The 26,988-nt window shown below is 71.9% G+C and carries 34 protein-coding genes; 24 read left to right on the top strand and 10 right to left on the bottom strand.

Translation table 11 applies throughout. From position 1 onward, the window contains the following. Window positions 1-12: 12 nt before the first annotated feature. The 6 genes from ACFZDI_RS27090 (at window position 13) to ACFZDI_RS27065 (ending at window position 5,477) form a co-directional block, all read left to right on the top strand. Window positions 13-564: an RNA polymerase sigma factor gene (locus ACFZDI_RS27090; protein ID WP_234845541.1), complete on the top strand. Its 552-nt coding sequence runs from the start codon at window positions 13-15 to the stop codon at window positions 562-564. Next, window positions 561-1,397 (top strand): zf-HC2 domain-containing protein, encoded by an 837-nt coding sequence (locus tag ACFZDI_RS27085; RefSeq protein WP_234845542.1) that lies wholly within the window; start codon window positions 561-563, stop codon window positions 1,395-1,397. Before ACFZDI_RS27090 ends, ACFZDI_RS27085 begins: the two co-directional genes overlap by 4 nt. After that, on the top strand, window positions 1,394-2,254 hold the full coding sequence (locus ACFZDI_RS27080; RefSeq protein WP_234845543.1) for an ABC transporter ATP-binding protein: 861 nt from the start codon (window positions 1,394-1,396) through the stop codon (window positions 2,252-2,254). Before ACFZDI_RS27085 ends, ACFZDI_RS27080 begins: the two co-directional genes overlap by 4 nt. After that, on the top strand, window positions 2,251-3,762 hold the full coding sequence (locus ACFZDI_RS27075; RefSeq protein ID WP_391253845.1) for an ABC transporter permease: 1,512 nt from the start codon (window positions 2,251-2,253) through the stop codon (window positions 3,760-3,762). Before ACFZDI_RS27080 ends, ACFZDI_RS27075 begins: the two co-directional genes overlap by 4 nt. Then, a complete protein-coding gene (locus ACFZDI_RS27070) occupies window positions 3,753-4,379 on the top strand; it encodes an ABC transporter (RefSeq protein ID WP_391253843.1) in 627 nt (208 codons plus the stop codon). The genes ACFZDI_RS27075 and ACFZDI_RS27070 overlap by 10 nt, the downstream gene beginning before the upstream one ends. A 135-nt stretch (window positions 4,380-4,514) precedes the next feature. Then, a complete protein-coding gene (locus ACFZDI_RS27065) occupies window positions 4,515-5,477 on the top strand; it encodes a LysR family transcriptional regulator (RefSeq protein WP_234845546.1) in 963 nt (320 codons plus the stop codon). On the opposite strand, the gene ACFZDI_RS27060 is transcribed toward ACFZDI_RS27065, so the two are convergent. After that, entirely contained in the window at window positions 5,449-5,970 is a 522-nt protein-coding gene (locus tag ACFZDI_RS27060; RefSeq protein WP_234845547.1) for a GNAT family N-acetyltransferase, read from the bottom strand. The genes ACFZDI_RS27065 and ACFZDI_RS27060 overlap by 29 nt on opposite strands. Before the next feature lie 3 nt (window positions 5,971-5,973). After that, entirely contained in the window at window positions 5,974-6,900 is a 927-nt protein-coding gene (gene mshD, locus ACFZDI_RS27055) for a mycothiol synthase (protein ID WP_234845548.1), read from the bottom strand. Window positions 6,901-7,045: 145 nt separating this feature from the next. Between mshD and ACFZDI_RS27050 the strand changes: the two genes are divergently transcribed. Both ACFZDI_RS27050 and ACFZDI_RS27045 read left to right on the top strand, forming a co-directional pair. Beyond that, window positions 7,046-8,863, top strand: a complete 1,818-nt coding sequence (locus ACFZDI_RS27050) for a 5'-nucleotidase C-terminal domain-containing protein (protein ID WP_391253841.1) — start codon at window positions 7,046-7,048, stop codon at window positions 8,861-8,863. A gap of 58 nt (window positions 8,864-8,921) precedes the next feature. After that, complete coding sequence (locus ACFZDI_RS27045; protein ID WP_391253839.1) at window positions 8,922-10,133, top strand: LmeA family phospholipid-binding protein; 1,212 nt, start codon at window positions 8,922-8,924, stop codon at window positions 10,131-10,133. Between the two features lie 36 nt (window positions 10,134-10,169). Here ACFZDI_RS27045 and ACFZDI_RS27040 read toward each other — a convergent pair whose 3' ends face one another. Next, the gene (locus ACFZDI_RS27040) at window positions 10,170-10,481 is read right to left on the bottom strand and encodes a hypothetical protein (protein WP_391253837.1); all 312 of its coding nucleotides are present in this window, start codon (window positions 10,479-10,481) and stop codon (window positions 10,170-10,172) included. A gap of 2 nt (window positions 10,482-10,483) precedes the next feature. Here ACFZDI_RS27040 and ACFZDI_RS27035 point away from each other — a divergent pair, with 2 nt between their 5' ends. The 3 genes from ACFZDI_RS27035 (at window position 10,484) to ACFZDI_RS27025 (ending at window position 11,846) form a co-directional block, all read left to right on the top strand. Continuing rightward, window positions 10,484-10,684, top strand: coding sequence for a hypothetical protein (locus ACFZDI_RS27035; protein ID WP_391253835.1), 201 nt, complete (start codon window positions 10,484-10,486; stop codon window positions 10,682-10,684). A gap of 146 nt (window positions 10,685-10,830) precedes the next feature. After that, window positions 10,831-11,652, top strand: coding sequence for a Scr1 family TA system antitoxin-like transcriptional regulator (locus ACFZDI_RS27030; RefSeq protein ID WP_391253833.1), 822 nt, complete (start codon window positions 10,831-10,833; stop codon window positions 11,650-11,652). Further along, complete coding sequence (locus ACFZDI_RS27025; RefSeq protein ID WP_391253832.1) at window positions 11,649-11,846, top strand: DUF397 domain-containing protein; 198 nt, start codon at window positions 11,649-11,651, stop codon at window positions 11,844-11,846. Before ACFZDI_RS27030 ends, ACFZDI_RS27025 begins: the two co-directional genes overlap by 4 nt. Window positions 11,847-11,891: 45 nt before the next feature. Here the strand turns inward: ACFZDI_RS27025 and ACFZDI_RS27020 are convergent, their stop codons facing one another. From ACFZDI_RS27020 to ACFZDI_RS27000, 5 genes are all read right to left on the bottom strand, one after another. Next, on the bottom strand, window positions 11,892-13,367 hold the full coding sequence (locus tag ACFZDI_RS27020; protein ID WP_234845554.1) for a cell wall metabolism sensor histidine kinase WalK: 1,476 nt from the start codon (window positions 13,365-13,367) through the stop codon (window positions 11,892-11,894). Then, window positions 13,364-14,101, bottom strand: a complete 738-nt coding sequence (locus ACFZDI_RS27015) for a response regulator transcription factor (RefSeq protein WP_234845555.1) — start codon at window positions 14,099-14,101, stop codon at window positions 13,364-13,366. The genes ACFZDI_RS27020 and ACFZDI_RS27015 overlap by 4 nt, the downstream gene beginning before the upstream one ends. Before the next feature lie 132 nt (window positions 14,102-14,233). After that, on the bottom strand, window positions 14,234-15,253 hold the full coding sequence (locus ACFZDI_RS27010; RefSeq protein WP_234845556.1) for a S1C family serine protease: 1,020 nt from the start codon (window positions 15,251-15,253) through the stop codon (window positions 14,234-14,236). A gap of 123 nt (window positions 15,254-15,376) precedes the next feature. Beyond that, entirely contained in the window at window positions 15,377-16,399 is a 1,023-nt protein-coding gene (locus ACFZDI_RS27005) for a LacI family DNA-binding transcriptional regulator (protein WP_234845557.1), read from the bottom strand. Between the two features lie 128 nt (window positions 16,400-16,527). Beyond that, window positions 16,528-17,307 carry a response regulator transcription factor gene (locus tag ACFZDI_RS27000; RefSeq protein WP_234845558.1) on the bottom strand — a complete coding sequence of 260 codons (780 nt, stop codon included), beginning with the start codon at window positions 17,305-17,307 and terminating at the stop codon, window positions 16,528-16,530. Between the two features lie 171 nt (window positions 17,308-17,478). Here ACFZDI_RS27000 and ACFZDI_RS26995 point away from each other — a divergent pair, with 171 nt between their 5' ends. The 9 genes from ACFZDI_RS26995 (at window position 17,479) to ACFZDI_RS26955 (ending at window position 23,089) form a co-directional block, all read left to right on the top strand. Then, a complete protein-coding gene (locus tag ACFZDI_RS26995) occupies window positions 17,479-18,330 on the top strand; it encodes an alpha/beta fold hydrolase (RefSeq protein WP_391253829.1) in 852 nt (283 codons plus the stop codon). A 38-nt stretch (window positions 18,331-18,368) separates the two neighbouring features. Then, the gene (locus tag ACFZDI_RS26990; protein WP_391253828.1) at window positions 18,369-18,623 is read left to right on the top strand and encodes a MoaD/ThiS family protein; all 255 of its coding nucleotides are present in this window, start codon (window positions 18,369-18,371) and stop codon (window positions 18,621-18,623) included. A gap of 2 nt (window positions 18,624-18,625) precedes the next feature. Beyond that, window positions 18,626-19,744 carry a hypothetical protein gene (locus ACFZDI_RS26985; RefSeq protein ID WP_391253826.1) on the top strand — a complete coding sequence of 373 codons (1,119 nt, stop codon included), beginning with the start codon at window positions 18,626-18,628 and terminating at the stop codon, window positions 19,742-19,744. Between the two features lie 164 nt (window positions 19,745-19,908). After that, the gene (locus tag ACFZDI_RS26980; protein WP_391253824.1) at window positions 19,909-20,646 is read left to right on the top strand and encodes an LmeA family phospholipid-binding protein; all 738 of its coding nucleotides are present in this window, start codon (window positions 19,909-19,911) and stop codon (window positions 20,644-20,646) included. Window positions 20,647-20,939: 293 nt separating this feature from the next. Beyond that, entirely contained in the window at window positions 20,940-21,020 is an 81-nt protein-coding gene (locus ACFZDI_RS26975; RefSeq protein ID WP_350310325.1) for a putative leader peptide, read from the top strand. Between the two features lie 137 nt (window positions 21,021-21,157). Beyond that, window positions 21,158-22,003: a sulfurtransferase gene (locus tag ACFZDI_RS26970; protein ID WP_234845562.1), complete on the top strand. Its 846-nt coding sequence runs from the start codon at window positions 21,158-21,160 to the stop codon at window positions 22,001-22,003. A gap of 39 nt (window positions 22,004-22,042) precedes the next feature. Continuing rightward, window positions 22,043-22,330 (top strand): DUF1416 domain-containing protein, encoded by a 288-nt coding sequence (locus tag ACFZDI_RS26965; RefSeq protein ID WP_003991226.1) that lies wholly within the window; start codon window positions 22,043-22,045, stop codon window positions 22,328-22,330. A gap of 86 nt (window positions 22,331-22,416) precedes the next feature. After that, window positions 22,417-22,677 (top strand): DUF3099 domain-containing protein, encoded by a 261-nt coding sequence (locus tag ACFZDI_RS26960; protein ID WP_104787603.1) that lies wholly within the window; start codon window positions 22,417-22,419, stop codon window positions 22,675-22,677. A 37-nt stretch (window positions 22,678-22,714) separates the two neighbouring features. After that, window positions 22,715-23,089, top strand: coding sequence for a VOC family protein (locus ACFZDI_RS26955; RefSeq protein WP_234845563.1), 375 nt, complete (start codon window positions 22,715-22,717; stop codon window positions 23,087-23,089). Here ACFZDI_RS26955 and ACFZDI_RS26950 read toward each other — a convergent pair. Continuing rightward, complete coding sequence (locus ACFZDI_RS26950) at window positions 23,083-23,445, bottom strand: DsrE family protein (RefSeq protein ID WP_104787598.1); 363 nt, start codon at window positions 23,443-23,445, stop codon at window positions 23,083-23,085. The genes ACFZDI_RS26955 and ACFZDI_RS26950 overlap by 7 nt on opposite strands. 217 nt (window positions 23,446-23,662) lie before the next feature. Here ACFZDI_RS26950 and ACFZDI_RS26945 point away from each other — a divergent pair, with 217 nt between their 5' ends. The 3 genes from ACFZDI_RS26945 to ACFZDI_RS26935 are packed head-to-tail and all read left to right on the top strand — an operon-like array spanning window position 23,663 to window position 25,668. Next, window positions 23,663-24,238, top strand: a complete 576-nt coding sequence (locus ACFZDI_RS26945) for an FABP family protein (RefSeq protein ID WP_234845565.1) — start codon at window positions 23,663-23,665, stop codon at window positions 24,236-24,238. A 16-nt stretch (window positions 24,239-24,254) separates the two neighbouring features. Beyond that, window positions 24,255-24,692, top strand: a complete 438-nt coding sequence (locus ACFZDI_RS26940; protein WP_030849015.1) for a Fur family transcriptional regulator — start codon at window positions 24,255-24,257, stop codon at window positions 24,690-24,692. A gap of 10 nt (window positions 24,693-24,702) precedes the next feature. Next, window positions 24,703-25,668: a folate-binding protein YgfZ gene (locus ACFZDI_RS26935; protein ID WP_234845566.1), complete on the top strand. Its 966-nt coding sequence runs from the start codon at window positions 24,703-24,705 to the stop codon at window positions 25,666-25,668. A gap of 19 nt (window positions 25,669-25,687) precedes the next feature. Here ACFZDI_RS26935 and dtd read toward each other — a convergent pair whose 3' ends face one another. Next, window positions 25,688-26,113, bottom strand: a complete 426-nt coding sequence (gene dtd / locus ACFZDI_RS26930; RefSeq protein ID WP_234845567.1) for a D-aminoacyl-tRNA deacylase — start codon at window positions 26,111-26,113, stop codon at window positions 25,688-25,690. A gap of 211 nt (window positions 26,114-26,324) precedes the next feature. On the opposite strand from dtd, the gene ACFZDI_RS26925 reads away from it, so the two are divergent. Then, window positions 26,325-26,975 carry an aerial mycelium formation protein gene (locus ACFZDI_RS26925; protein ID WP_372486544.1) on the top strand — a complete coding sequence of 217 codons (651 nt, stop codon included), beginning with the start codon at window positions 26,325-26,327 and terminating at the stop codon, window positions 26,973-26,975. Window positions 26,976-26,988 lie beyond the last annotated feature (13 nt).

Here is a 26,988-nt window from a genome sequence, read left to right as displayed (position 1 = left end):
CGATGAGGAGACGTGAGCGATACGAGAAGCGACGGGGAGCTGCTGCGGGCCATGGCCGCGGACGCCGACCGGGGTGCCTTCGAGGAGCTGTACCGGCGCTACGCGCCGTGGCTCCGGGCCCGGTTGCGGGGTCGGTGCGCCGATCTCGGGGTCGTCGACGACGTGGTGCAGGAGACCTTCCTCGCGGTGTGGCGGGGCGCATCCCGTTACCGGCAGGAGGACCCCTCCGCGGACGCGGCCGGGTGGCTGTGGCGCATCGGGTCGCGGCGGCTGGTGGACGCGCTGCGGGGCGACGGGGCGCGAGGGCGGCTGCGGCAGGCCCTGGCACGGCTGCGGCACCGGGACGAGGCCTCGGCGGAGGAACGCGTGCTCGCGGGGGTGGAACACGGGGACCTCGCCGGGGCCCTGGTCCGGCTGTCGCCCGAGCTGCGGGCGGTGCTGCAGGCGACCGTCATCGACGGGCTGACCACCCGTGAGGCGGCCGTGCTGCTCGGGATACCGCCCGGGACGGTCAAGACACGGGCGATGCGGGCCCGGAAGCAGTTGCGGGAGGCGTTGGCATGAGCTGGCACGTGTCCGAAGAGGATCTGCGCGCCTACGCGCGAGGGGAGTTGGACGCGCCCGCGCTCTGGTCCGCCGACGCGCATCTGACCTCCTGCGCCCGGTGCCGCGCGGGACTGGCCGGGGTCAGTGATCCGGTCGCCCTCGACGCCGGGTGGGAACGGCTCGACGCCGCGCTGGACGCGCCCCGCACCGGGGTTCTGGAGCGGCTGCTCCTGCGGCTCGGGGTGGCCGGGCACACCGCGCGGCTGCTCGCGGCGACGCCGGTGCTGCGGCGGTCCTGGCTGGGGGCCGTCGTCGCCGTGCTGCTGCTGAGCGTGGCGGCCGCGCATTCCGTGCACGGAGGGGAGTTCCCCACGCTGTTCCTGGCCCTCGCGCCGCTGCTGCCGCTGGCCGGGGTGGGGTTGTCGTACGGGCCCGCGCTGGATCCGACGTACGAGATGGCCGTCGTCGCGCCGATGCACGGGTTCCGGCTGTTGATGGTCCGGACGGTGGCCGTACTGGCGGTCGTGCTCGGACTGAACGGGCTGGCCACCCTCGCGCTGCCCGCCTACGGGCTGCGGGCGCTGGCCTGGCTGCTGCCGGGGCTGGCGCTGACCGCGACCGGACTCGCGCTGACGCCCCGTCTCGGCCCCGTGCTCGCGCCGTCCCTGGTGGGCGGGGCGTGGGTCGGGCTGCTGCTGACCGCCGACGCACTGCGGACGGGGGCGGACGGGCCGCTCGCGCCGTTCACCGTGGCCGGGCAGTGCGTGGCGGCGGCGGTCGCCGCGCTCGCCGCCGGGCTGCTCTACCTGCACCGTGACCGATTCGACCTCTTCCAAGGACGTGCCGCATGACCCCGACCGTGTCCGCCTCCGGGCTGAGCCTGCGCTACGGCGGTACCCGGGCCCTCGACGACGTGTCGCTGCGGCTGACCGCCGGCGTCACCGGGCTGCTCGGGCCCAACGGCGCCGGCAAGACCACGCTGCTGCGGGTCCTCGCCACCGCCCTGCCCGCCGACCGGGGGGCCTTCACCGTGCTCGGGCACGATCCCGGCACCGCCCGCGGCCGGCAGGAAGTGCGGCGCAGGCTGGGCTATCTGCCCCAGACCCCGGGCTTCCACCCGGACTTCACCGCCTTCGAGTTCGTCGACTACGTGGCGATCCTCAAGGAGATGACCGACCGGGCCGCCCGGCACCGCGAGGTACGGCGGGTCCTCGACGAGGTCGGCCTGACGGAGGTGCGGGGCAAGCGGATCCGCAAGCTGTCCGGGGGCATGCGGCAGCGCGTGGCTCTGGGAGCAGCCCTCGTCGGAGACCCCGGGTTCCTGGTGCTCGACGAGCCGACCGTGGGGCTCGACCCCGAACAGCGCATGCGTTTCCGGGAGTTGATCGCCGAAGCCGGGCAGGGGCGGACGGTGCTGCTGTCCACCCACCAGACCGAGGACGTGGCGATGCTCTGCCACCGCGTGCTCGTCATGGCCGCAGGCCGGGTGCGCTTCGAGGGCACCCCGGCCGAGCTGACCGCACGGGCCGCCGGACGCGTGTGGAGCAGCACCGAGCGGCACCCCGGGGCGAAGGCGGGGTGGCGCACCGGGACCGGGACCTTCCGCAACGTGGGGGACCCGCCGCCCGGCGCCGAGCTGCTCGAACCCACCCTGGAGGACGGCTACCTCCTCACGCTCGACGGTGCCGGAGCGGAGGTGGCGGCATGACCGCGCTGACGACCGAGCCGGCCGTGTCCGCAACGCGTCAGGAGCCGGGCGGGCCCTGGAAGGCCGTGTTCGCCCTGGCCCTTTTCGAGTCCCGCCGGCTGCTCACCCGGGTTCCGGTGCTGATGGCCTTCGCCGTGTACATCGGCTGGACCGTGTGGCGCGGCGGCAAGGAGGGGGACGGCTTCCCGGCCCTCCAGGACGTCGACCGGGCCACCCAGGGCGCTCCCATGCTCATCGGCCTCGCGGTCCTGCTGTCCGTCAACCACGCCGCGGTCCGCTCCCAGCGGCACGGCACGGAACAGCTCCTCACGGTGCTGGTCCTCCCGCTCTGGCGCCGTACGGTCGCGCACGCCCTGTCGGTCGTGGCCGCGGCCCTGCTCACCGCCGTCTGCGTGGCCGCGCAGTTCGGCCGGGAGGCGCTGCGGCCCGGCGCGGTCGGGCACGGCTCGGTGGGCGAACTGCTCGTCGGCCCGCTGACCGTGCTGCTGTTCGGGCTGTTCGGGCTGCTCGTGGCAGGGCTGGTGCGGTCCGCTCTCGTCGCGCCGCTGCTGGTGGTGCTCCTGCTGTTCCTGTTCGTCTTCTTCTCGGGCTTGGGCTACGAAGCGAGGTGGCTGCTGCCGGCGGTCGAGGACGCCACCCCCAACACCCTGCCGTCGGACCTGCTGGGCCGGCCCGCCGCCTGGCACGCCCTGTACCTGACCGGGCTGGCGCTGACCCTCGGCCTGCTCGCCGTGCTCCTGGCCGGCGGCCGCAGGCCGGCCGTGTTCGCCGGCGTCGCCGGGGCGCTGGCCATGACACTGACCGGCGGGGTGGCCCAGTCGGCGGGCGACTCCCCCGAGCTGCTCCGGGCGCGCGAACGCGCCACCGTCCACCCGGAACAGGTGCAGTCCTGCGTCCGGCGGGACGGCTCCACGTACTGCGCGTTCCCCGAGTGGGGCCCGCGGGTGGCGGACTGGGCCGAAGTGGTGAACCGCGTCCGGTCACTGGCCGGGGGCGACGCCCACGAGCAGGACATCGTCGTACGCCAGCGGATCGAGGCGCGCTACGGCCTCGACGGCGACTCCGCGCTGACGCCGCTGGAGCGTCCGCACCAGGTGACGGTGGGCACCCGGTGGGGCGGCAACCGCGTCCCCGAGTTCTCGGCCGCCGTGGCCGGAGTGCTGATCGCCGGCGACGAGAAGGCCGCGACCTCGATCTGCGACGGCCGCATCATCCCCCTCATGTGGCTGGCCGTGGGCTGGGAGTCCGACCCACTCGACGCGCTGCGCCGCGTCCGCCTCAACGACACCCTCACCGGCTCCGACTCCGTGCTCCAGCCCACCGACGGGCTGTACATGACCGAGGCCCACACCGAGGTGCTGCGCGCGCTGCTCGACCTGCCCCGGGGTGAGGCCGGCGCCCGCGTGAAGGACCGGTGGGACGAGCTGACGGCACCGAAGGTCACCGCGGCCCGGGCCGCCGGGCTGCTCGGTCTGCCCGCACCCGAGGGGGACGACAAGTGCTCCTGATCCGGCACCTGGTGCTCCCCGTCCACCGGACGGTGCCATGGGGCCAGGTCGGCGCGGCCGGGGCCGTGGGACTGCTGCTCGCCGCGCTGACCCGGACCGGCGAGTCGGCGGAACGGCTCTCCCTGTACCTGCTGCGGGCCGCGATCCTCGTCTTCGCGCTGGGCCTGGCCTTCCTCCTGGACGACCCGGCCCGGCACACCACGGCCACCGTGCCGACCCGGCGCCCCGTCCGTCTCGCCCTGCGCGTCGCCCTGGCCGTCCCGGCCGCGGCGGCCTGGTGGTTGGTGGCACTGCTGCTCGTGCCGCCGGACGTACGGCCCCCGGTCGCGGACCTCACACTGGAGGCCGGGGCGGCCTTCGTCCTGGCGGTCGCGGGCGGGGCGGCCGTGGTGCGCTTCAGCGAACTGACCCGGCCGGGCCGGTCGGTGGCGGCAGGGCTGCTGACGACGTCGGTGCTCGCCATGCTGTTCTGGCCCGGCCGCTGGGCCCTGTTCGTGCCGGTGGAGGACGAGCGCTGGGGGGCGGCGCACGACCGGTGGGCCGTGCTGCTGGCCGTGGCGGTGATTCTGGGCGCGCTGTGCACCGTCGAACCTCTGCGGCGGCGGGTCCGGCCCTAGGTGTGCTGTCCGGGGACGTTGGTGACGCGGCAGGCAGGCACACCGCACGGTGGGGCAGAGGACCGCATCCGGCCGAACCGGCCGACGGCACCGGCCCGACCGACAACCGCAGGTTGTACGGCTACCCTGCCCGTCGTGGACCTCAAAGCGGTACGGGCCTTCGTCGCGATCGCCGACTCCGGGCAGTTCCAGCGGGCGGCCGTGGATCTGGGCCTCACCCAGCAGGCCGTCTCCAAGCGGATCGCCGCGCTGGAGAAGGACCTCGGGGTGCGGCTCCTGGTCCGTACGCCGCGCGGGGCGGAACCCACCATCGACGGGCAGGCCTTGCTGCCACACGCCCGCGCCCTGCTCGGGGCCGAGGAGCGGGCGGTGGCCGCCGTACGGCCCGGGGGGCGGGCCCTGCGGGTCGACGTCGTCGGCCGCCGGGCCGCCCCCGGCGGGCTGGTGCAGGACTTCCACCGGGCCCACCCGGAGATCCCGCTGGACGTCGTCACCCTCTTCGACGTGGACACGGCCGTGACCGCCCTGCGCGACGGGGCCGTCGACGCCACCTTCCGTGCCGTCACCATGCCCGGACACCCGCTCCCCGACGGCATCGCCGCCCTGCCGGTCCTCGACGAGCCGATGCACCTGTGCGTCGGCCCCGGCCACGCCTTCGCCCGGGCCCCCTGGGTGACGCCGGATCAGCTCGCCGGGCACCGCATCTGGATGCCGGGCAACGCGCCCGGCACCGAGTGGCACGCCTACTACGAGGCGCTCGCCGCCGAGTTCGGACCGGCCGTCGACACCATCGGCCCCCACTTCGGTCTCGAAGCGCTCCTCGACACCATCGCCGGATCCCCGGCCCTGGCGACCTTCCTCAGCGAACGGACCCCGCACGTCTGGCCCGTGGGCCACGACCTGCGGCTCGTCCCCCTGCGCGACCCCACCCCGGTCTACCCGCACTCCCTGCTCTGGCGCGCCGACAACCCGCACCCCGGTCTGACGGCACTGCGCGACCACCTGACGGCGACGCGCCCCCGACCGCCCGAGGGCGAGCTCTGGCGGCCGTCCTGGGCGGACCCGGCGCCTACCCGAGCCGCTTCTCCAGCAGGGTGAAGGACTTGGGCGGGCCGCCCGGCTGCGGCTTGCCCTCCTTGCGGCCCACGACCCGGTAACCGGCGTCGACGTAATAGGCGTTGAGCGGTGCGTTGCCCGCCAGGCAGTCCAGCCGCACCCGGGTCCGCCCCGCCTCGGCCACACGCCGTTCCGCGGCCGACAGCAGCAGCCGGCCCGTGCCGGGCGCGGCGGCGGCCCGGTCCACCATCAGCCGGTGCACATACCCGGCGACGGGCGGCTGCGCACCCCAGGCGTCCTCGTCCTCCCACCACAACTCCCAGGCCCCGACCGGACGCCCTCCGGCCTCCGCCAGCCAGACCTCGCCCCGCGTCATGATCCGGCGGAAGTGGTCCTCGTCCAGCTCCCCCGGCCGCCACTGCCCGGTGATGCCCCGGGACAGCATCCAGCGGGCGGCGTCGTCGCGGAGGCGGACCAGGGCGGCGAGGTCGGACTCGGCGGCGGGCCGGACCCGCGGCCCGGTCGTCGACGGCACGGCTCAGGTCTCCGTCCGGTACATCAGGTCCACCTCGTGCGTGGTGAACCCCAGCCGCTCGTACACCGACACCGCCGCCTTGTTGTCGGCGTCGACGTACAGCATCGCCGTCGGCAGCCCCTGCCCCGCGAGGTGCCGCAGTCCGATCGTGGTCAGGGACTTGCCGAGCCCGCCGCCCTGCGCGCCGGGACCGACGCCGAGGACGTACACCTCGCCCAGGCCCTCCTCGGCGTGCACCTTCGTCCAGTGGAAGCCGACGAGTTCGTCGCCGCGGAAGGCCAGGAAGAAGCCCGCCGGGTCGAACCACGGCTCGGCCTTGCGGTCGTCGAGGTCGCGCTGGGTGAGGGAGCCCTGCTCGGGATGGTGGGCGAAGGCGGCGGCGTTCACCGCGAGCCAGGCCGCGTCGTCCTGGCCGGGGACGAAGGTGCGGACCGTCACGCCCTCGGGGAGCACCGGCTCGGGCGCGTCGAAGCCGGTCAACGGCCGTCGCATCTGACGCAGTTCGCGGAACAGCGTCAGCCCGAGGACCTGCGCGAGATGCCGGGCGGCGGAGTGCCCGCCGTGCGCCCACACCCGCAGCCGCTTCCCCGACGCGGCCAGCAGCGCCGAGCCGAGGGCCCGCCCGTGCCCGTGCCCGCGGTGCCCCGGGTGCACCACCAGCTCGGCGGCCGGCGGCTCCACCAGGTCCGTGTCCTCCAGCTGCGCGTAGCCGACGAGTTCCCCGCCGGCCGTGAGCAGCAGATGCGACACGCCCTCCCGCTCCCCGCCGCGCAGTTGCAACCGGCCCTGTTCGGACACCGCCTGCTGCCCGTCGGTCCGGGCCGCCTCGTCGAGCAGCCCGAGTACGGCCTCGGTCTGCTCCGCGGAGAGCGCGGCAAGGGTCTCGATCGAGCGGGGGCGGCCTGGCCTTACGGTGTCGTCGCTGGTCATGCGTACGAGGGTACGGGGCACCACCGGCAAATCGGCGGCAAAGAAGCAACCCAGATGTAACCATGAAACACCTGTCGCGCTACGCGCGTTGACTCTAGGCTGCGCCGGACGACATCACTGTCCCAGCAGACCCACAGGGGGGCGTATGCCAGCCACTTCACCGGCGCACTCGGAGCGCCGCAGACGTCGTACGAACCGTTTCGTCGCTCTCGCCGCCGGTGTCGTCACCGTCGGCGCGCTGGCCGCCGCGGGGTTGCCCGGGTCGGCGACCGCCGGGGAGGAGCACCGCGGAGGCGGGTACTGGCCCGGCCGCTACCAGGACGTCCAGCTGCTGTCCTTCAACGACCTGCACGGCAACCTGGAGCCGCCGGCCGGCTCCTCCGGCCGGGTCACCGAGACGCAGCCCGACGGGACGACGAAGACCATCGACGCGGGTGGCGCCGAGTACCTCGCCACGCACCTGCGGCAGGCCCGCAAGGGCCAGAAGTACTCCATCACCGCGGCCGGCGGCGACATGGTCGGCGCCTCCCCGCTGATCTCCGGGCTCTTCCACGACGAGCCCACCATCGAGGCGCTGAACAAGCTCGACCTCGACGTCACGTCCGTCGGCAACCACGAGTTCGACGAGGGCGCCAAGGAGCTGGCCCGCCTGCAGAACGGCGGTTGCCACCCGAAGGACGGCTGTTACACGGACGCGCAGTTCCAGGGCGCCGACTTCCCCTACCTCGCGGCCAACGTCCTCGACGAGAAGACCGAGAAGCCGATCCTCAAGCCCTACTGGGTGTGGAAGAAGAACGGCGTCAAGGTCGGCTTCATCGGCGTGACTTTGGAGGGCACCCCGAACATCGTCTCCGCCGAGGGCGTCAAGGGCCTGTCCTTCAAGGACGAGGTCGAGACGATCAACAAGTACGCCAAGGTGCTCCAGAAGCAGGGCGTGAAGTCGATCGTCGCGCTCATCCACGAGGGTGGCTTCCCGGCGTCGACGTCGTACAACTACGACTGTGACGCCCCGGGTGCGGGCGACGGCATCTCCGGCCCGATCGTCGACATCGCCAAGAACGTCACGCCGCAGGTGGACGCGCTGGTCACCGGCCACACCCACAACGCGTACGTGTGCAGCATCGCCGACCCGGCGGGCAAGCCCCGCATGGTCACCTCGGCCGCGTCCTTCGGCCGCCTCTACACGGACACCACGCTGACGTACGACCGGAAGACCGGCGACATCGCCCGTACGGCGGTGAAGTCCGCGAACCGCGTGGTCACCCGGGACGTCCCCAAGGCGCCCGACATGACCGAGCTGATCGGCAAGTGGAACACGCTGGCCGCGCCCATCGGCAACAAGCCGATCGGTTGGATCTCCGGCGACATCGGCAACACCGGCACCGAGTCCCCGCTCGGCGACCTCATCGCCGACGCGCAGCTCGCCCACGGCAAGCAGCTCGACCCGGAGACCGACCTGGCGCTGATGAACCCGGGCGGGATCCGCGCGCCGCTGACCTACGCGGCCAAGGCCGGTGAGGGCGACGGCGTCGTCACCTACGCCGAGGGCTTCACGGTCCAGCCGTTCGCCAACACAGTGAACCTGCAGAACTTCACGGGCGCGCAGCTGATCCAGGCGCTCAAGGAGCAGGTGTCCGGCCCGAACGCGGCCGCGCCGAAGATCCTCCAGGTCTCGTCCGGTCTGACGTACACGCTGGACCTCACCAAGTCCGGTGCCGACCGGGTGGTCACGGACAGCATCAAGCTGAACGGTGCGGCCATCGACCCGGCGGCCACCTACCGCGTCGCGACGAACAGCTTCCTCGCGGGCGGCGGCGACGGCTTCCCGACCCTCGGGCAGGGCACGAACGACGTGGTCGGCAGCGACGACCTGACGGCCCTGGAGCAGTACCTGACGGCCAACTCCTCGGCGTCGAACCCGATCGCGCCGCCGAAGGCGGACCGGATCACGATCGTGAAGTAAGTCGCATACCCGGGATTCGAGTTGCGGGTGGGGGAGGTGCGCATGGTCGGATGGATCGATGCGTACCCCCCACCACCTAGATGCGCATCCCCGTCCGAACCCGTACGAGGAGCTCGCCGCCCTCGATGACGGGCCTCTGGAGGAGACCCCTCTGGAGGAGTTCCTCCCCGAGGAACGCGATGCGGGCGCCGAGGACGCCTGGGCCCCGCCGGACCATCGCCGCGGCGGCAAGCGGCGTCGGAAGAATCGTTTCGCTGGCTTGCCGCTCGCAGTGAAGGCGGTCGTCGGCCTGGTCGCCCTCGCCGCGTTCGCCGCCCTCGGCGACCGCTGGGCGGTGCTCTACGCCGAGCACCGCGCCGCGGACACCCTCAAGGACCGCCTCGACCTGGCCGCCGCGCCCGAGGTGGAGATCGGCGGCTTCCCCTTCCTCACCCAACTCGCCGACAAGCGGCTCGAGTCGGTGAAGGTGACCGTCCCGGATGTCGCCGCCGACCGCGTCTCGCTGGCGAAGGTGTCGGCCACGGCCCATGACGTGACGCTCGACGCGGACGGCCTGACGTCCGTGCGCGGCGCCGACGTCCCCCGCTTCGACGGGGACGTCCTGCTGTCCTTCGGGGACCTCAACCGCGAACTCGGCGCCTCCCAGGTGACGTTCACCGGCGAGGGCCGCGACCGGGTGCGGGCGCGCGGCACCCTGCCGGTCGCTGGGCACGACCTGAAGCTGCGAGCCGAGGCCCGGATCCGGCGGCAGGGGCAGCGGGGCATCGCCACGGAGATCGGCGGCATGCGCCTGGACATCGGGGACCTGGCGACCTACCGCCCCGGCAAGCGTGCCTCGGAAGGACTGCATTTGACGCCCAAGGCCTCCGCCGGCCTGGCCCGGGAGACCCGCAAGGCCAAGGCGTTGCTGTCGGTCCCGGCCATCGTGCAGCGCATGGGCGTGCCCGAGGCGACCGTACGGCAGGCCCTCGCCGACGACGGCGAGCTCGCCGAGCTGACCGGCTCCCCGCGCTTCGTCCGTCAGGCCGAGCGCCTGAACCTCATCGACCTCGCCCTGGACAACCCGCAGGTGCTCAGGAGCCTGGGCCTCGACCCCGATCTGCTGGGGGAGTTGTCGGGCCTGACCCGTCCGGTCCTGGCCGACCGGCTCGCCCTGGCCTTCGAACTGCCGAAGCCGGAGCAGGGGAGCGTGCAGCTGGAGGACGTCCGGGTGGAGGAGGACGGCATCCGGGTACGGCTGTCGGGCTCGGGGCTGAGGGTGGGCGGTTGAGACCTCCCCGGGTGACACTTTGTGTGCATTCTGTCGTCATGGGTCGGTGCGTGACTGCGACTGCGCCCGGGCTTGGGCTTGGGCTTGGGCCTGAGACTGACTGCGACTGAGGGCGATGCGCAGCACGTCGCCCAGGGACTCCACGGCCCGGGTCAACGCGAAACGCACGGCGCGTTCACCGGCCTTGGGGTCGCGCAGGACGGCCGTGGCGCCCGCGAGGACGGTTTCGGCGGATGCGAGCTGGGCGGCCTCGACGTCGTCGGCGAGCCGGGACAGCAGGCTGTCGGGGTCGTCGGTGGACAGGTAACAGGCTTTGCCGTCGGCACCGGTCCAGGGGAGGAGCCTCATGCGTGGATCTCCAGGGCGTGGAGGTAGGGGCGGACGAGGGGGGTGTCCATGTGGAGGGGCTCTACGGGCAGGGCTCGGGGGACGTGTACCGGCGGTGGCGACGCCCGCAGGGCCGGCCCGACCGCTCGATGACGCCCTCGGGCGGGGAGGAGGAGTCGTACGAGGGTGAGCAGGAGGGATTCGCAGAGTTGGGCGAGGCGTAGGCGCACGGAAGCGTCCCTTCTCAGGGCAGGGGGAGGCTGGGTGGGGAGCGGTGATCACCGTTCGTGCCCACATCGTCACTGCATCGCCGTACTCTGCGGAAGAGGCCAGGTGTTGCCTGGAGGCTCAGGCAACGGTGAGGGGTGACGTGGGCGAAGTGGTTGACGGGGGGCGGGTGGTCCTCGGGCGGACGCTGCGGTTCCTGCGGGAGCAGGCGGGAAAGTCGCTCGGGCAGTTGGCCGACGACACGGGGTACGACAAGAGCTACCTGAGCCGTCTGGAGTCCGGGGAGCGGTTGTCCAAGCTGGCGGTCATGGAGGACTTGGACAGCTACTACGGGTGCGGTGACCTGCTGGTTCGCGAGTGGCGGGACGCGCGCAGGGAGGTCATCAAGGACAAGTACAAGGCGTTCATGGACCTTGAGGCGACGGCGCAGATCATGTGGATGTTCCAGCTGCGCGTGCCGGGTCTGCTGCAAACCGAGGACTACGCCCGAGCGGTGTTGTCAGGGTTGTCTGGCGCCCAGACAACGGCAGGCAACAGTGAGGACGTCGAGGAACAGGTGGCTGCGCGGATGGGGCGGCAGGAGCTGCTTTACCGTGAGTCGGCGCCGGACGTACGCGTCATCCTGGATGAGGTGGCTCTTCGGCGGACCGTTCCTGAAGCGAAGGTTTGGGCCGAGCAGTTGTCGCACCTCCTGGACGCGGCCGAGCTGCCGAACGTCGCAATCCAGGTCTTGCCCTTCGCGGCTGGAGTGCACGACCTGATGGACAGCCATCTCTGGCTGTTCTGGCAGCGTGCCGGTGATCCACTCGCCTGGACAGAGGGCAACGGATTCGGCGAGTTGATCACGGAGGCGCACAAGGTCCTGCGCTTCCGTTTGTCCTACGATCGCGTCAGGGACGCGGCGCTGACTCCCGTGGAGTCGACGGCGTTCATCAAGCGCCTTCTAGAGGAGTGCAGAGAATGAACCGAGCCCCTGACCTCAGCACCGCCGTGTGGCGCAAGTCGTCCTACAGCGACGGGGGCGGCACCAACTGCCTCGAGATCGCCGACAACTGCCCCGGCATCGTCCCGGTCCGTGACAGTAAACAGTCCGGCGGTCCGATACTCGTGTTCGGCGGCAGTCCCTGGGCGTCGTTCCTCACGTACGTCAAGAAGTAGCTGTCGGGGCCGCCCGCTTCCGGGCAGGGTCGCTCGCCGCCGGGATCAGGGCGAGGTGGGAGGGGTCTCCGGGGGAGGCGTCGAGGCTCCCGGGAGGCGTACCGTCGCCACCGTGCCGCCGCCCTCTGCCGGGGAGAGCGACACCTCGCCGCCCGCCTGCTGCACCGTGCGGGCCACGATCGACAGGCCCAGGCCCGAACCCGGGAGGGCTCGGGCGCTCGGGGAGCGCCAGAAGCGGTCGAAGACGTGGGGGAGTTCGTCGGCGGGGATGCCCGGGCCGTGGTCGCGGACCGTGAGGGTGCCCGAGGTGAGGCGTACGTCGATCGTGCCGCCCTCCGGGCTGAACTTCACCGCGTTGTCCAGGATGTTGACCACCGCCCGTTCCAGGGCGGAGGGTTCCGCGCGGACGAACCAGGGCTCGATGTGTGCGGTGATGGTCAGCTCCGGGCCGCGTAGCCGGGCCCGCCGCAGTGCCGACTCGACCGTGTTCTGCCAGGCGACGATCTGGGTCCGGCCCCCGTGCTGGCCCGTGTCGGGGCGGGACAGTTCCTGGAGGTCGCCGATGAGCGCGGCCAGTTCCGTCATCTGTGCCTTCACCGAAGCGAGCAGCGCCTTGCGGTCCGCCTCGGGGAGGGGCCGGCCCGTCTCCTCGCTGCGGGTGAGGAGTTCGATGTTGGTGCGCAGGGACGTGAGGGGCGTGCGTAGTTCGTGGCCCGCGTCCGCGATGAGCTGCTGTTGCAGTTCCTGGGAGCTGGCCAGTGCCGACGTCATCGAGTTGAAGGACCGGGACAGACGGGCGATCTCGTCCTCGCTGTCGTCCTCCACGGGGATGCGGATGTTCAGGTCCTCCGTGCGGGCCACGTGCTCGACGGCCTCGGTGAGCTTGTCGACGGGGCGCAGCCCGGCCCGGGCGACGGCCAGGCCGGCGGCTCCGGCGCCGATGACCCCCACGCCGGAGACCAGCAGGAGGATCAGAGCCAGCTCGTTGAGCGTGGACTGGGTTCCCTTCAGCGGCAGCGCGATGACGAGGGAGTAGTCGGCGGCGACACCCTGCGTCAGGGGCCCGTCCTTGACGACGACCGCCGTGGTCAGCACCCGCAGCTTGTTGCCGTCGTCGTCCGTGCCGTCGCGGATGTGGGCCTTGTTGGGGTCGGGGTTCCTGGCCACGGCCTTGTCGTCGCCGCCGACCTGGACCTGGGCGGTGGAGCTCGGGAAGAGGCACACCTTGCCGTCGACCCGGACCAGCTGCCCATAGCTCTTGGGCCGCGACCCCATGCCCAGGGAGTCGGACGGCGTCTGGCGGCAGCTGTCCGTCAGGCCCTGGACCTCCTCCGAACGCAGCGGCCCGACCGACGACTTCAGGTCCTCGTCGATCTCGTCGTACAGCTTCCCCTGCACGATGAACCAGCAGGTCACCGAGACCGCCGCCACGGCGAACGCCACCGCCGCCGCCACGAGCAGCGCCAGCCGGGAGCGGATCGGCAGGGAGCGGAACCGCCGTACGACCGTCCGGGGACTCACTCCGCGCCGCCCTGCCGCAACACGTAACCGACGCCCCGGACCGTGTGGACCAGGCGCGGCTCGCCGCCCGCCTCGGTCTTGCGGCGCAGGTACATCACGTAGACGTCGAGGGAGTTCGACGACGGTTCGAAGTCGAAGCCCCAGACCGCCTTGAGGATCTGCTCCCGGGTGAGGACCTGGCGCGGGTGCGCCAGGAACATCTCCAGGAGCGTGAACTCCGTCCGGGTCAGCTCCACCTGGCGCCCGCCCCGGGTGACCTCCCGCGTGGAGAGGTCCATGCGCAGGTCGGCGAAGGTGAGCGCGTCCTCGTCGGCCGGGCCGGCCGCGCCCACGGCGGCCGCGTAGGAGCTGCGGCGCAGCAGGGCGCGGATGCGGGCGAAGAGTTCGTCCAGCTCGAAGGGCTTGACCAGGTAGTCGTCGGCGCCCGCGTCGAGGCCGGTGACCCGGTCGCCGACCGTGTCGCGGGCCGTGAGCATGAGGATCGGCGTGGTGTCGCCGGTGGCCCGGATGCGGCGCGCCGCCGTCAGGCCGTCCATGCGCGGCATCTGGATGTCGAGGACCACGAGGTCGGGCCGGTAGGCCGCCGCCTTGTCCAGGGCGTCCGCGCCGTCGACGGCGACCTCGGTCCCGTACCCCTCGAACGCGAGGCTGCGCTGGAGCGCTTCGCGTACGGCCGGCTCGTCGTCGACGATCAGGATGCGCTGCGGGTCACGGTCGCCGTCTGCGGGGCTCATGGGTCGGGGTCCTCGGGGGTGAAGGGGGACGGGGGTGCTGCTGCTCTGACGCTCTCAGCGTCGCACGCCGACGGGCGGGGGCGGGTGGAATGGAACGCCGGCCCGGTGGCGGGCTCTGCCGGGAGGACGGCCTCAGTCGGTCGCCCCCGCGCGCAGCTTCGCGAGATCGGCCTTGACGGTGTTGATCGGGATCGCGAAGCCCAGGCCGACGCTGCCCGCGTCGGAGGACGAGGAGGCCTGGCTCGTCGGCGAGTACATCGCGGAGTTGATGCCGATGATGTTGCCGTTCATGTCGATGAGCGCGCCGCCGGAGTTGCCCGGGTTGAGGGACGCGTCGGTCTGCAGCGCCTTGTACGTCGTCGTGTCCGAGCCGGTGTCGCCGTTGAACTGGCGTCCGCCGAACTCGAACGGCCACTGGCCGCCCTGCCCCTGGCCCTGCCCCCACTGCTGCCGGCCCTGGTCCTGGCCCCCCTCGGTCGGGACGGTGACGTCCCGGTCGAGGGCCGAGACGATGCCGCTGGTGACCGTGCCGGACAGCCCCTCGGGGGAGCCGATCGCCACGACCTGGTCGCCGACCTGGAGCCCGGCCGAGTCGCCGAGCGTGGCCGCCTTCAGACCGGAGGCGCTCTCCAGCTTGATCAGCGCCAGGTCCTTCTTGCTGTCGGTGCCGACGACCTTCGCGGTGTACGACTTGCCGTCGCTGGTGGTCGCCTTGATCTGCGAGGCGCCGGCGATGACGTGGTTGTTGGTGACGATCTCGCCGCCGCTGGTGATGATCACGCCGGAGCCGGTGGAGGACCCGGCGTTGGAGTCGGCGCTGATCTCCACGATGCTCGGGCTGACCGCCTTGGCGACCCCGGCGACCGTGCCCTTCTGGCTGGAGGGGACCACGTTGGTGCTGGTGGAGCTGGAGGCGACGGTGTCGTTGCCGGTCAGTTCCTGGATGCCGTAGGCGGTGCCGCCGCCTATCGCCGCCGCGACGATCGCCACGGCGGCGATCAGGGCGACGGGGCCGCGGTTGCGCTTGGTCTGATGCGGAGCATGCGCCGGGGCGTACGCCGGCGGGGGCGGCCACTCGGGGTTCACCGGGGCCTGCTGCTGACCCTCGTAAGGGTTCTCGTACTCGCCACTGCGGTGGAAGCTCTCGGTCATGGGACCGAGCTTGTCGCCCGACCATGAGAGGTTCCTGAGTGCTCCCTGAGAAGCCCGACAGAACCTCGTATGCCCGATATAAGGACGCCCCGCCGCCCTGACGGCAGAGGTGCCCGCCGGGAGTTACGCGCAGCCGCAGGACTGCCGGGTGACCAGCCGCGACGGGAACACCTTCAGCCGCTCCCGCCGGGCCCCGGCGACCCGGAGCCCGTCGTCGAGGACGAGGTCGACCGCCGCCCGGGCCATCGCGGAACGGTCGGACGCGACCGTGGTCAGGGGCGGGTCCGCGAGGGCCGCCTCCTTGATGTCGTCGAAGCCGGCCACCGCCAGCTCGCCGGGGACGTCGATCCGCAGTTCGCGCGCCGCGCGCAGCAGGCCGATCGCCTGGTCGTCGGTGGAGCAGAAGATCGCCGGCGGGCGCTCGGGGCCGGAGAGGATCTTCAGGGCGGCCTGGTAGGCGTCGTAGCGGTTGTAGAGGGCCTCGAAGAGGCGGCCCTCCGTGGAGATCCCGGCGTCGTCCATCGCGCGGCGCCAGCCCTCGACGTGGTCGGAGACCGGGTCGCCGACCGCTGGCGTCTCGGCTATGCCGCCCATACAGGCGACGTACTCGTAGCCGTGCTCCAGCAGGTGCCGGACGGCGAGCTCGGCGCCGCCCAGGTCGTCGGTGGTGACGGCGACGTCGTCGATGGCCTCGGGCCGTTCGTGCAGCAGTACGACGCGGGCGTCCCAGGCCTCGATCTCGGCGGCGGCCAGGTCGTTGAGCGCGTGGCTGACGAGGATCAGGCCGGAGACCCGCATGCCCAGGAAGGCCCGCAGGTAGTGGACCTCGCGCTCGCCCACGTAGTCGGTGTTGCCGACGAGGACCATCTTCCCGCGCTCGGAGGCGGCCTGCTCGACCGCGTGCGCCATCTCCCCGAAGAAGGGCTGGCGGGCGTCCGGGATGATCAGGCCTATGAGGTCCGTGCGCCGGGAGGCCATCGCCTGGGCCACCCGGTCGGGCCGGTACCCCAGTTCCTTGATCGCGGCGAGGACACGCTCGCGCGTGGCCGGGGCGACCGGCCGGGGTCCGTTGTTGATGACATAGCTGACCACGGCAGTGGAAGTCCCTGCCAGCCGCGCCACGTCATCCCGAGTCACCTTGGCCACGCGCGGAGTCTACGCGGATATACCGGCTGTGGGCAGGGCGTAAAGGAGCTTCCGTACGATATCCCGACCGCCGTCCGGGGCACCCTGTGCGGGGAGCGATGCCCAGGTCGGCGGCGCAATACGGCTCTTTACGCCTTGGCGTGGGCGTCGGCGGCGTCCGGGGCGGTCGACTTGTCCGCGGTGTCCTGCTTTGCCTTGGCCGCCTTGGCCTTCGCCTCCTCGGCGACGCGCTCCGGCTTCTCCGGCGTAACAAATCGATAACCGACGTTCCGGACGGTGCCGATCAGCGACTCGTGCTCCGGGCCGAGCTTGGCGCGCAGCCGCCGTACGTGCACGTCGACCGTGCGCGTACCGCCGAAGTAGTCGTAGCCCCAGACCTCCTGGAGCAGCTGGGCGCGGGTGAAGACCCGCCCGGGGTGTTGCGCGAGGTACTTCAGGAGCTCGAACTCCTTGAAGGTGAGGTCGAGGACACGGCCCTTGAGTTTCGCCGAGTACGTCGCCTCGTCCACGGACAGGTCGCCGTTGCGGATCTCCATGGGGGAGTCGTCGCTGACGATCTGCTGCCGTCCCATGGCCAGCCGCAGCCGGGCCTCGACCTCGGCCGGGCCCGCGGTGTCCAGCAGGACGTCGTCGATGCCCCAGTCGGCGGTGACGGCGGCGAGGCCGCCCTCGGTGACGACCAGGACGAGGGGGCAGCCCGGTCCGGTGGAGCGCAGCAGCTGACAGAGGCTGCGGACCTGGGGCAGGTCACGGCGGCCGTCGACGAGGATGACGTCGGCGCCGGGGGTGTCGACGAGGGCGGGGCCCTCCGCGGGTGCTACACGCACGTTGTGCAGGAGCAGGCCGAGGGCGGGGAGCACCTCCGTCGACGGCTGGAGGGCGTTGGTCAGGAGCAGCAGAGAACTCATACGTCTGGTTCCTCCTCGGTCCCTGCGAGGACGTTTGTTGGCACAGCACCGCTCTGCGATCCCGAAGGCCCGTACACCTGCGGTTTCCCGCGTCGTATACAACGCTTCCGAAAGCACAAAAGGACCCGGGGGCTACGTTGCCCGAGTCCTCTGCCCAGCAGAATAGCCCACATGAGCTCTGGTCCGGCAGGTCATGTGGCGCGTTCCACCGATCGTCCGCATGCCGAGACGAGCGGGGGGAAGCCCGTGCGGGTGCCTTCGCGGGTGTTTCTGCGGACGTCGGACGGGGTGGCGATCGACGCCCTGTACGAGCCGGGAGCGGCCGTGCACGCCACCCCGGGGACATCTTCCGCTCATCCCGTGTTCGTCGTCGCCCACGGATTCACCGGTGCGGTGGACCGCCCGCACGTACGTCGGATCGCGCGGGTGTTCGCCCGCTACGGGGGTGTGGTCACCTTCTCCTTCCGCGGGCACGGGACGTCCGGCGGGCACTCCACGGTCGGCGACCGGGAGGTGCTCGACCTGGCGGCGGCGGTGGCCTGGGCGCGCGACCGCGGGCACGGGCCAGTGGTGACCGTGGGCTTCTCGATGGGCGGCTCGGTGGTGCTCCGGCACGCGGCGCTCCACCCGGGGCAGACCGACGCGGTGGTGTCCGTCAGCTCGCCGGCCCGCTGGTACTACCGGGGGACCGCGCCCATGCGGCGGCTGCACTGGCTGGTGACCCGGCCCGCGGGGCGGATCGTGGGCCGGTACGGCTTCCGTACGCGCATCCACCACCGGGACTGGAACCCGGTTCCCCTCTCGCCGGTGGAGGCGGTACGGAGGATCGCCCCGACCCCGCTGCTGATCGTGCACGGCGACGCCGACGGCTACTTCCCCGTCGATCATCCGCGGATGCTCGCCGCTGCCGCCGGTGACCAGGCCGAACTGTGGCTGGAGCCGGGCATGGGACACGCCGAGCACGCGGCGGGCGAGGAACTGCTGGCCCGGATCGGGGAGTGGGGCGTCGCCCGGGCGGGCTAGCCTGACGGGGTTCACCGTCGCATTGATTGAGGAAGCAGATGCCAAAGGTCACGGTGCGCTACTGGGCCGCCGCCAAGGCCGCGGCCGGGGTGGCCGAGGAGCCGTACGAGGCGGTCACGCTCGCCGAGGCGCTCGACGGGGCGCGCGAGCGGCACCCCGGTGAACTCGAGCGCGTCCTGCGCCGGTGCTCGTTCCTCGTGGACGGTGACCCGGTGGGCACCCGCGGACATGAGACGGTACGGCTGGCCGACGGCGGCACGGTCGAGGTGCTCCCGCCGTTCGCAGGAGGGTGAAGATGACCGACCAGCCGAACCAGCCCCACCAGCCCCACCAGCCGTACGACGGCTACGACCCGTACGGGCAGCAGCCGCAGGCGTGGCCCGGGCAGGGGCCCCAGGGGTACGAGGACCCGCACGCCGCCCAGCAGTACACGCAGCAGTGGCAGGGGCAGACCTGGGAGACGCAGAACCACCAGGCGGTGTCCGCGCAGCCGCCGGACCCGGAGACGGCGATCCTGACGCCCCAGTCGCCCCGATCACCCCGGCCGACCCGGTCGCCCCAGAACGCCGGGGCGCCGCAGCCCCCGCAGGCTCCGGCTTCACCCGGTGCCGCCGGCACCTCCGCCCCCGGCTACGGTCCCGCCACCGTCGGTGGCAACACGCGTGTCACGGACGCGCAGCGGGCCCGGGCGGAGGGGCGCTCCCCGATCATCGAGCCCGGCATGCAGCCGGCCGCCCTGACGGCGCTGCTCGGGCTGCTGCTGGCCGGTGCCGCGGTGGTCGGGACGTACGCGCTGCTCGTGCCGCTGGTCGTCCTCCAGGCCGTCACGGCGGCGGGCTGGTTCCGGCTGAACGGCATGTGGCCCGCCCGGCAGGGCATCGCGCTGGGCTTCGCGGGCGCGCTGGCCGCCGACGCGGCGCTGCTGGCCTCGGGCCGCTCCCCGTCGGCCATCCTGGGCACGCTGGGGGTGTGGGTGCTGCTGGCGCTGGTGCTGCAACTGCGCTCGCACGCCGACCCGGACGAGCGGATGTACGGGCTGATGGCGACGGTCGCCGCCTCGGCGCTGGCGATCGTGGCCGGCGGGTACCTCGCGGCCGAGACGGACGCGGTGACCGTGGGTGCGGTCGGCGTGGCGGTGGCCGTCCTGGCCCGGGCCCTGCCGCTGCCGACCCCGGCCTCGGTGGTGGCGTCCGTGCTCGCCGCGGCGGGCGCGGGCATCGCGGCCGGGTCGGCCACGGGCCTCGGCACGCCGGGGGCCCTCCTCGGGGCGGGTGCCGCCGCCTGCGCCCTGATCGGCCACCGCGTGGCGAGCTACGACTACCCCTCCCGCTTCGTCCACTTCACGGCGGGCGTCGCCCTGCCGCTGGCCGCGGCGGCCCCGGCGGTGTACGTCCTGGGCCGGGCGCTGGGGTAGCCCGCAGGCGCGGAGGACCGCAGGTGCGGAGGCCCGGATGCCCGGGCTTCCGCCCTGTCACAGGTGATCAACAATTCCGCGGTTCCCCTTCCGCTCGGCGTTACCCTCGCGCAAGGGACGGCCACCGGGTCGTCGAAGCACCGGACCGGTGGGGGACACACCGCATGCGCGCACTGCGAATACTGCTGATCTTCGTCGTGATCCTGGGTGGGCTGTTCGTGATCGCCGACCGCATCGCGGTGAACTTCGCCGAGGACGAGGCCGCCGACCGGCTGAAGACGACGGAGAACCTGTCGTCCACCCCCGACGTGTCGATCAAGGGCTTTCCGTTCCTCACCCAGGTCGCCGGCGGCTCCCTGGACGACGTCGAGGTCGGCATCAAGGACTACGAGGCCGCCGCGGGCGACGCCGGCCGGAAGATCCGCATCGACGACCTCCAGGCCGACATGAAGGGCGTCGAGTTCTCCGGCGACTACAGCTCCGCCACCGCCACCAGCGCGACCGGCACCGCGACCATCGCCTACGACGAGTTGCTGAAGACGGCGAAGTCCGAACCCACGCAGGTCGCCCCGGGCGTCACCGCCAACGTCGTGGGCCTGTCCGACGGCGGCAACGGCAAGATCAAGGTCACCGTCGAGGCCACGGTCCTCGGCACCAAGCTCCCCGAGCCGGTCTCCGTGCTCAGCTCGGTGAAGGTGGAGAACGGCACCGTGCGTGTGCACGCCGACGGCCTGCCCAGGTTCGGCGGCGTCGACATCGCCGAGAACCGCGTACGGGCGATCACCGACTTCCAGCAGAAGATCGACGGTCTGCCCGGCGGCATCGAGCTGGACACGGTCCAGGCCGCTCCGGACGGCGTCGAGATCACGGTGAAGGGTTCCGACGTCCGGCTGGCCGGGTAGGCAGGAGCACGGCGGGTCGAAGATCTCCGGCGACGGCCGTCCGGCTGCGGCTCGCCGGTGACGGTTCTCCCGTGGCGGCCCTTCCGTGGCCGCCCGGCCGGGGCTGTCCTACCAGCGCTGTCCGGTGGGCGAGACGGTGATGTCCGCAGCGTAGATGTGGCGGTGCACGCAATCGGCCGGAGGGTGTGCGGTGACCGGCCCGGCAGCCTCTCTATCCCATATGGCGGATTGTCGCGTCTCAGTATGCGACACACCGGTGACACGCCTGCCAAACCGTCCCTACGATCGACCGTATGAAGCGACAGGCGGACCTCACGAAGCGGCGGGCAGTAGACCTGTGCCGCGTCGCCGCCATGCTCTGTCGCACCTTCTGAGCGATCGCGTCGGCAGTCGCGCCGGCGCGCGCATCCCCGCAGCCCCGCATCACGGGCACTCGTGCGCCGCCCTGCCTCAAGGGCGCGCCCTGCAGACCTCGCACGCCCCGCCGTAACTGCCCCGGAGGAGAAGAAGCATGAGCCGCAACGACGTCCTGGTTGACGCCGACTGGCTCCAGGAGCACCTGGACGACCCGACCATCGCCATCGTCGAGGTGGACGAGGACACGTCCGCCTACGAGAAGAACCACATCCGCAACGCCATCCGGATCGACTGGACGCAGGACCTCCAGGACCCGGTCCGCCGTGACTTCGTCGACCAGGAGGGCTTCGAGAAGCTCCTGTCCGACAAGGGCATCGGCAACGACCACACCGTGGTCCTCTACGGCGGCAACAACAACTGGTTCGCCTCGTACGCCTACTGGTACTTCAAGCTGTACGGCCACGAGAGCGTCAAGCTCCTCGACGGCGGCCGCAAGAAGTGGGAGCTCGACGCCCGCGAGCTGGTCGGCGGTGACGAGGTGCCCGAGCGCCCGAAGACGGACTACAAGGCCAAGGCCCAGGACACCTCCATCCGTGCCTTCCGCGACGACGTCGTCGCCGCCATCGGCTCGCAGAACCTCGTCGACGTGCGGTCGCCCGACGAGTTCTCCGGCAAGCTGCTCGCCCCGGCCCACCTGCCGCAGGAGCAGTCCCAGCGCCCCGGCCACGTGCCGAGCGCCCGCAACATCCCGTGGTCCAAGAACGCCAACGACGACGGCACCTTCAAGTCGGACGAGGAGCTCAAGGCCCTCTACGAGGAGGAGAGCGTCGACCTGGCGAAGGACACCATCGCCTACTGCCGCATCGGTGAGCGCTCCGCGCTCACCTGGTTCGTGCTGCACGAGCTCCTCGGCGTGCAGAACGTCAAGAACTACGACGGCTCCTGGACCGAGTACGGCTCCCTCGTGGGCGTGCCGATCGAGCTCGGCGCCAACAAGTAAGCAACCCCCACCGACCTTTCCAGACTTCAGGAGTACGACATGTGCGGTGCGAAGGCCGGCGGCCCCGACGCCTCGACGATCAAGCCCGGTGAGACCACCATCCAGGGTCAGGTGACCAAGGACGGCGAGCCCGTGGTGGGCTACGTCCGTCTGCTGGACTCGACCGGCGAGTTCACGGCCGAGGTGCCGACCTCGGCGACCGGACAGTTCCGCTTCTACGCGGCCGAGGGCACCTGGACCGTCCGTGCCCTCGTGCCCGGCGCCACCGCCGACCGCACGGTCGTCGCCCAGCAGGGCGGCCTGGCGGAGGTCGCGATCGCCGTCTGACGGCGACCGGATGGCGAAGGGCCGCACCCCTCGGGTTGGACACCTGGGGTGCGGCCCTTCGGCCTGCCCGGACCTACGCTGGACGTATGTACGCACGGCGGCGTCACACGTACTTCGCGATGATGGGCCTCTGCATCGGCCTCTTCGTGCTGGCCTGGGGTGTCGTGCGGCTGTGGTCCGTTCCCGTCGCCGTCGGTATGTGCGTGGTCGCCATGGTCATCCCGCCCGTGGCGGCCATGGTCGCGAACCGGCGCGGCCCCGAGGACCGGTGGTGGGACGACCCCTCCGGGGACCCCCAGTCCGACGAGTGGTGGGACGAGCTGGACGGCAAGAAGCGCCCGCACTGAACGGCGTCTTCCCGCCCGCCCGGGGTATCCCGGCCCCATGAGACTGACAGCGGCGGTGCTGGACGCCCCGGACGCCCGGGAGCTCGCGGACTTCTACCTGCGGCTGCTGCCGGGCTGGGAGGTCCGGCCGGGCGAGGACGGCCCCGACTGGGTGCACATCCGGCCCCCGGACGGCGGCACGGGGCTGTCCTTCCAGACCGAGCCCGCGTACGGGCCGCCCGTCTGGCCGAGCGGTCCGGGCCGGCAGCAGATGATGATCCACCTCGACCTAGAGGTCGACGACCTGGAGCGGGAGACCGCCCGGGCCGTCGCCGAGGGCGCTCGGCTCGCGCCGTTCCAGCCGCAGGACCACGTCCGGGTGCTGCTGGACCCGGCAGGGCACCCGTTCTGCCTGTACACGGAGTCTCAGTAGACGAGCGCCTGCGTCTCGTCCGCCGTCGCCTCCTGGACGAAGACCTGCGCGCCCGCGATGCGCACGCCCTTGATGACGTCCTGCTCCGTGATGTCGCGGCGGGCCGCGCACTGCGTGCACAGGGTGACCCGGCCGCCCGCGAGGAGGGAGTCCAGCAGGTCGGGCAGGGGAGCCGCGTGCGGCAGCTCGAACTCGGCGGCCCGGCCCGGCAGGGCGAACCAGGCGGACTCGCCGGTCAGCCACAGGGAGACGTCGACGCCGCTGGCGACGGCCACCGCCGCCACCGTGAACGCCTGGGAGCACCGCTCGGGGGCGTCGGCCCCCGCCGTCACCTTGATCACCAGCTTCTTCGCCATAGCCGGAAGCCTAGTCCGGAATCGAAGTGCCGAAGGGGCCCGCGTAAGCTGGCCTCCGGCCCTGTGCACCCATTCGCACCCCGCTCAAGGAGCACCTCGTGGAGATCTTCTTCGAAATCCTGTTGGTCCTGGTCGCCGTCGGCGTCCTCGCCTTCGCCGGACTGACCGTGAAGAAGCTGTACCAGGGCCAGCGCTGACCCACGTCTAGGAAGTTCCCATGATCGAGATCCCGTCCGACCTCCACAAGGACCTCGTCCCGCTCGCCTTCCTGCTCGGCAACTGGGCGGGCGCCGGCGTGCACGACTTCCCCGGCTCCGAGAAGTGCAACTTCGGGCAGGAGGTCACCTTCACCCACGACGGCCGGGACTTCCTGGAGTACCAGTCCCACAGCTGGGTCCTGGACAAGGACGGCAACAAGGTCCGCCCCCTGGAGTCCGAGCACGGCTACTGGCGGATCGACGCCGACCGCAAGGTCGAGGTGACGATGACCCGCGACGACGGCGTCATCGAGATCTGGTACGGCGAGCTGGCCGACAAGAAGCCGCAGATCGACCTCGTCACGGACGCGGTGGCCCGCACGGCCGCCTCGCAGCCCTACACCGGCGGCAAGCGCCTGTACGGCTACGTCAAGAGCGACCTGATGTGGGTCGGCGAGAAGCAGACCCCCGAGGTCGAGCTGCGCCCCTACATGTCCGCCCACCTGAAGAAGGTCGTCACCCCGGAGGAGGTCGAGCGCTGGGCCAAGGCCCTGCCCGACGACATGCCGGACGACGGCATCGCCTTCTTCAAGTAGTCCTAGACTCTTGGGTGTGGTGAGCACCGACTGGAAGAGCGATCTGCGGCAGCGCGGCTACCGGCTGACCCCGCAGCGGCAACTCGTGCTCGAAGCCGTGGACACCCTTGAGCACGCGACCCCCGACGACATCCTCGTGGAAGTGAGGAAGACGGCGTCGGGGGTCAACATTTCGACGGTGTACCGGACGCTGGAGCTCCTGGAGGAGCTCGGTCTGGTCAGTCACGCGCATCTGGGGCACGGGGCGCCGACCTACCACCTCGCGGACCGGCACCACCACATCCACCTGGTGTGCCGGGACTGCCAGAACGTGATCGAGGCGGACGTCTCGGTGGCCGCCGAGTTCACGGCCAAGCTGCGCGAGACCTTCGGCTTCGACACCGACCTGAAGCACTTCGCGATCTTCGGCCGGTGCGAGGACTGCACGCTCAAGGCTTCAACTACCGAGTCGTAGGCTTACCTGTATGAAGAGCCCCCTGCTGACCCTGCCCGGCGCCGTCCCCGCCGAGGGCGTGGACGAAGGTGTCGCCGCCCACTACGGCGACCTGTTCCGTGAGCAGCGTGCCCTGGCCGACGGCACCGGATTCGTGGACCTCTCGCACCGCGGGGTCGTCGCCGTCACCGGCGAGGACCGGCTGGCCTGGCTGCACCTGCTGCTCACCCAGCACGTCAGCGACCTCCCGGCGGGCCGGGCGACCGAGGCGCTGATCCTCTCCGCGAACGGCCACATCGAGCACGCCCTGTACCTGGTCGACGACGGCGCGACGGTCTGGGCCCATGTGGAGCCGGGCACCCAGGAGGCGCTGGTCGCGTACCTGGAGTCGATGAAGTTCTTCTACAAGGTCGAGGTCGCCGACCGGACGGCGGACATCGCCGTCGTGCACCTCCCGGCCGGCTCCATCGCCGAGGTGCCGGACGGCGTCGTCGTACGGGAGACGCCGCACGGCCGGGACCTGTTCCTGCCGCGCGCCGATCTGGAGGCGTACGCCGGGCAGGCCGGGCCGCCCGCCGGGCTCCTCGCCTACGAGGCGCTGCGCGTGGAGCAGCACCGGCCCCGGCTCGGCTTCGAGACCGACCACCGCACCATCCCGCACGAGCTGGGCTGGATCGGCTCGGCGGTGCACCTGCAGAAGGGCTGCTACCGGGGGCAGGAGACGGTCGCCCGGGTGCAGAACCTGGGCAAGCCGCCGCGCCGGCTGGTCTTCCTGCACCTCGACGGCAGCGAGGTCCATCTGCCCGCGGCCGGGACGGAGCTCCGGCTCGCCGAGGACGGCCCCGACGGCCGCAAGATCGGCTTCATCACCACGTCCGCCCGTCACCACGAGCTGGGCCCGGTCGCCCTGGCCCTGGTGAAGCGGAACGTGGCGGTGGACGCCCCGCTGGTGGCCGGCGACACCGCCGCGGCCCAGGAAGTCGTCGTCGAGCCGTAGGACCTGTAGATCTTTCGGGTCAGATTTCGATCTGCACCGTGAACGGGCCGTCGTTCGTCAGGGATACCCTCATCGCCGCGCCGAAGCGGCCCGTGGCCACCGTCGCGCCCAGGGAGCGCAACTGGGCGACGACCTCGTCGACGAGGGGCTCGGCCACGTCGCCGGGGGCGGCGGCGTTCCAGGTGGGGCGGCGGCCCTTGCGGGCGTCGCCGTAGAGGGTGAACTGGCTGATCACCAGGAGCGGTGCGTCGATGTCGCTGCACGACTTCTCGTCGTGCAGCATGCGGATCGACCAGAGCTTGCGGGCCAGCTGGGCCGCCTTCTCCTTGGTGTCGTCGTGGGTGACGCCGACGAGGACGCACAGCCCCTCGCCCTCGATCGCACCCACGGTCTCGCCGTCCACGACGACGCTCGCGCCGTCCACCCTCTGCACCACTGCTCGCATACGTCCATCATGCAGGGCGGTGACATCCACGCCTCGTGCGGTCGGCGGATGGCCCGAAAGGGTGGTTTGCACGGACGCCAACAGCCCCTGCACGGCCGTATTTTGCCGCTATACCGCCCAACTGGGGTCTATCGGGGGCACTCGTTGCCATAGCGGCCACTTGGGGTGGCACGATGCTTGCACACACCGGTCGAGGGGACGGTCGAGGCACATGAGCACATCAAGCACCGGGCAGCAGCAGGCGGCTGTCCGGTCGACGTACACGGGGATGGGTGCGTCCACGGGGAGGGGCACGTCGGAGTACCACCGGCCGCCCACACAGCGCACGGACAGCCCGCGGCTGCCCTCGGACCGCTCCGCGCCCGAACTGCCCGCGCTGAGCCTGCCCGAGCTGCGCACGCTGCGCCGCGAGGCCCAGCGCGACGAGGCGGACCTCAGCTACCTGCGGCGGCTGCTCCAGGGGCGGATCGACATCCTGCGCGCGGAGGTCGCCCGGCGCACCCCGGCAGGAGATGCCTCCGCCACCGCGCCGGAGGAGGGGTCGGTGGTGGAGCGGCTGGCGGAGATCCTGCGGGACGACCCGGCCCGGCACCGCTCCTCGGCCCGTCACGTCACGCTGAGCACCCCCCAGGGCGAGGAGTACCGGCGGCTGGCCGCCGAGATGCTCGCCGAGGTCGAGCTGTCCGACCTCGACGCGCGCACGGACCTGGAGCTGAACACGGCGATGGGGCGGCTGGAGCGCCACGAGCAGCAGGTGTCCCGGCGCCGCCGGCGGCTCCAGCGCACCGCCGACGAGTGCAGCTCAGAGATCGCCCGCCGCTACCGCGAAGGGGAGGCCCACGTCGACGACCTGCTGGTGTGAGGCGCTCGGGGCC

The organism is Streptomyces sp. NPDC007907 (assembly GCF_042959365.1).
Classification (GTDB): domain Bacteria; phylum Actinomycetota; class Actinomycetes; order Streptomycetales; family Streptomycetaceae; genus Streptomyces; species Streptomyces indiaensis.
Note: the sequence above shows the minus strand (reverse complement) of the source record. Positions and strands in the feature narration are given on the sequence as shown.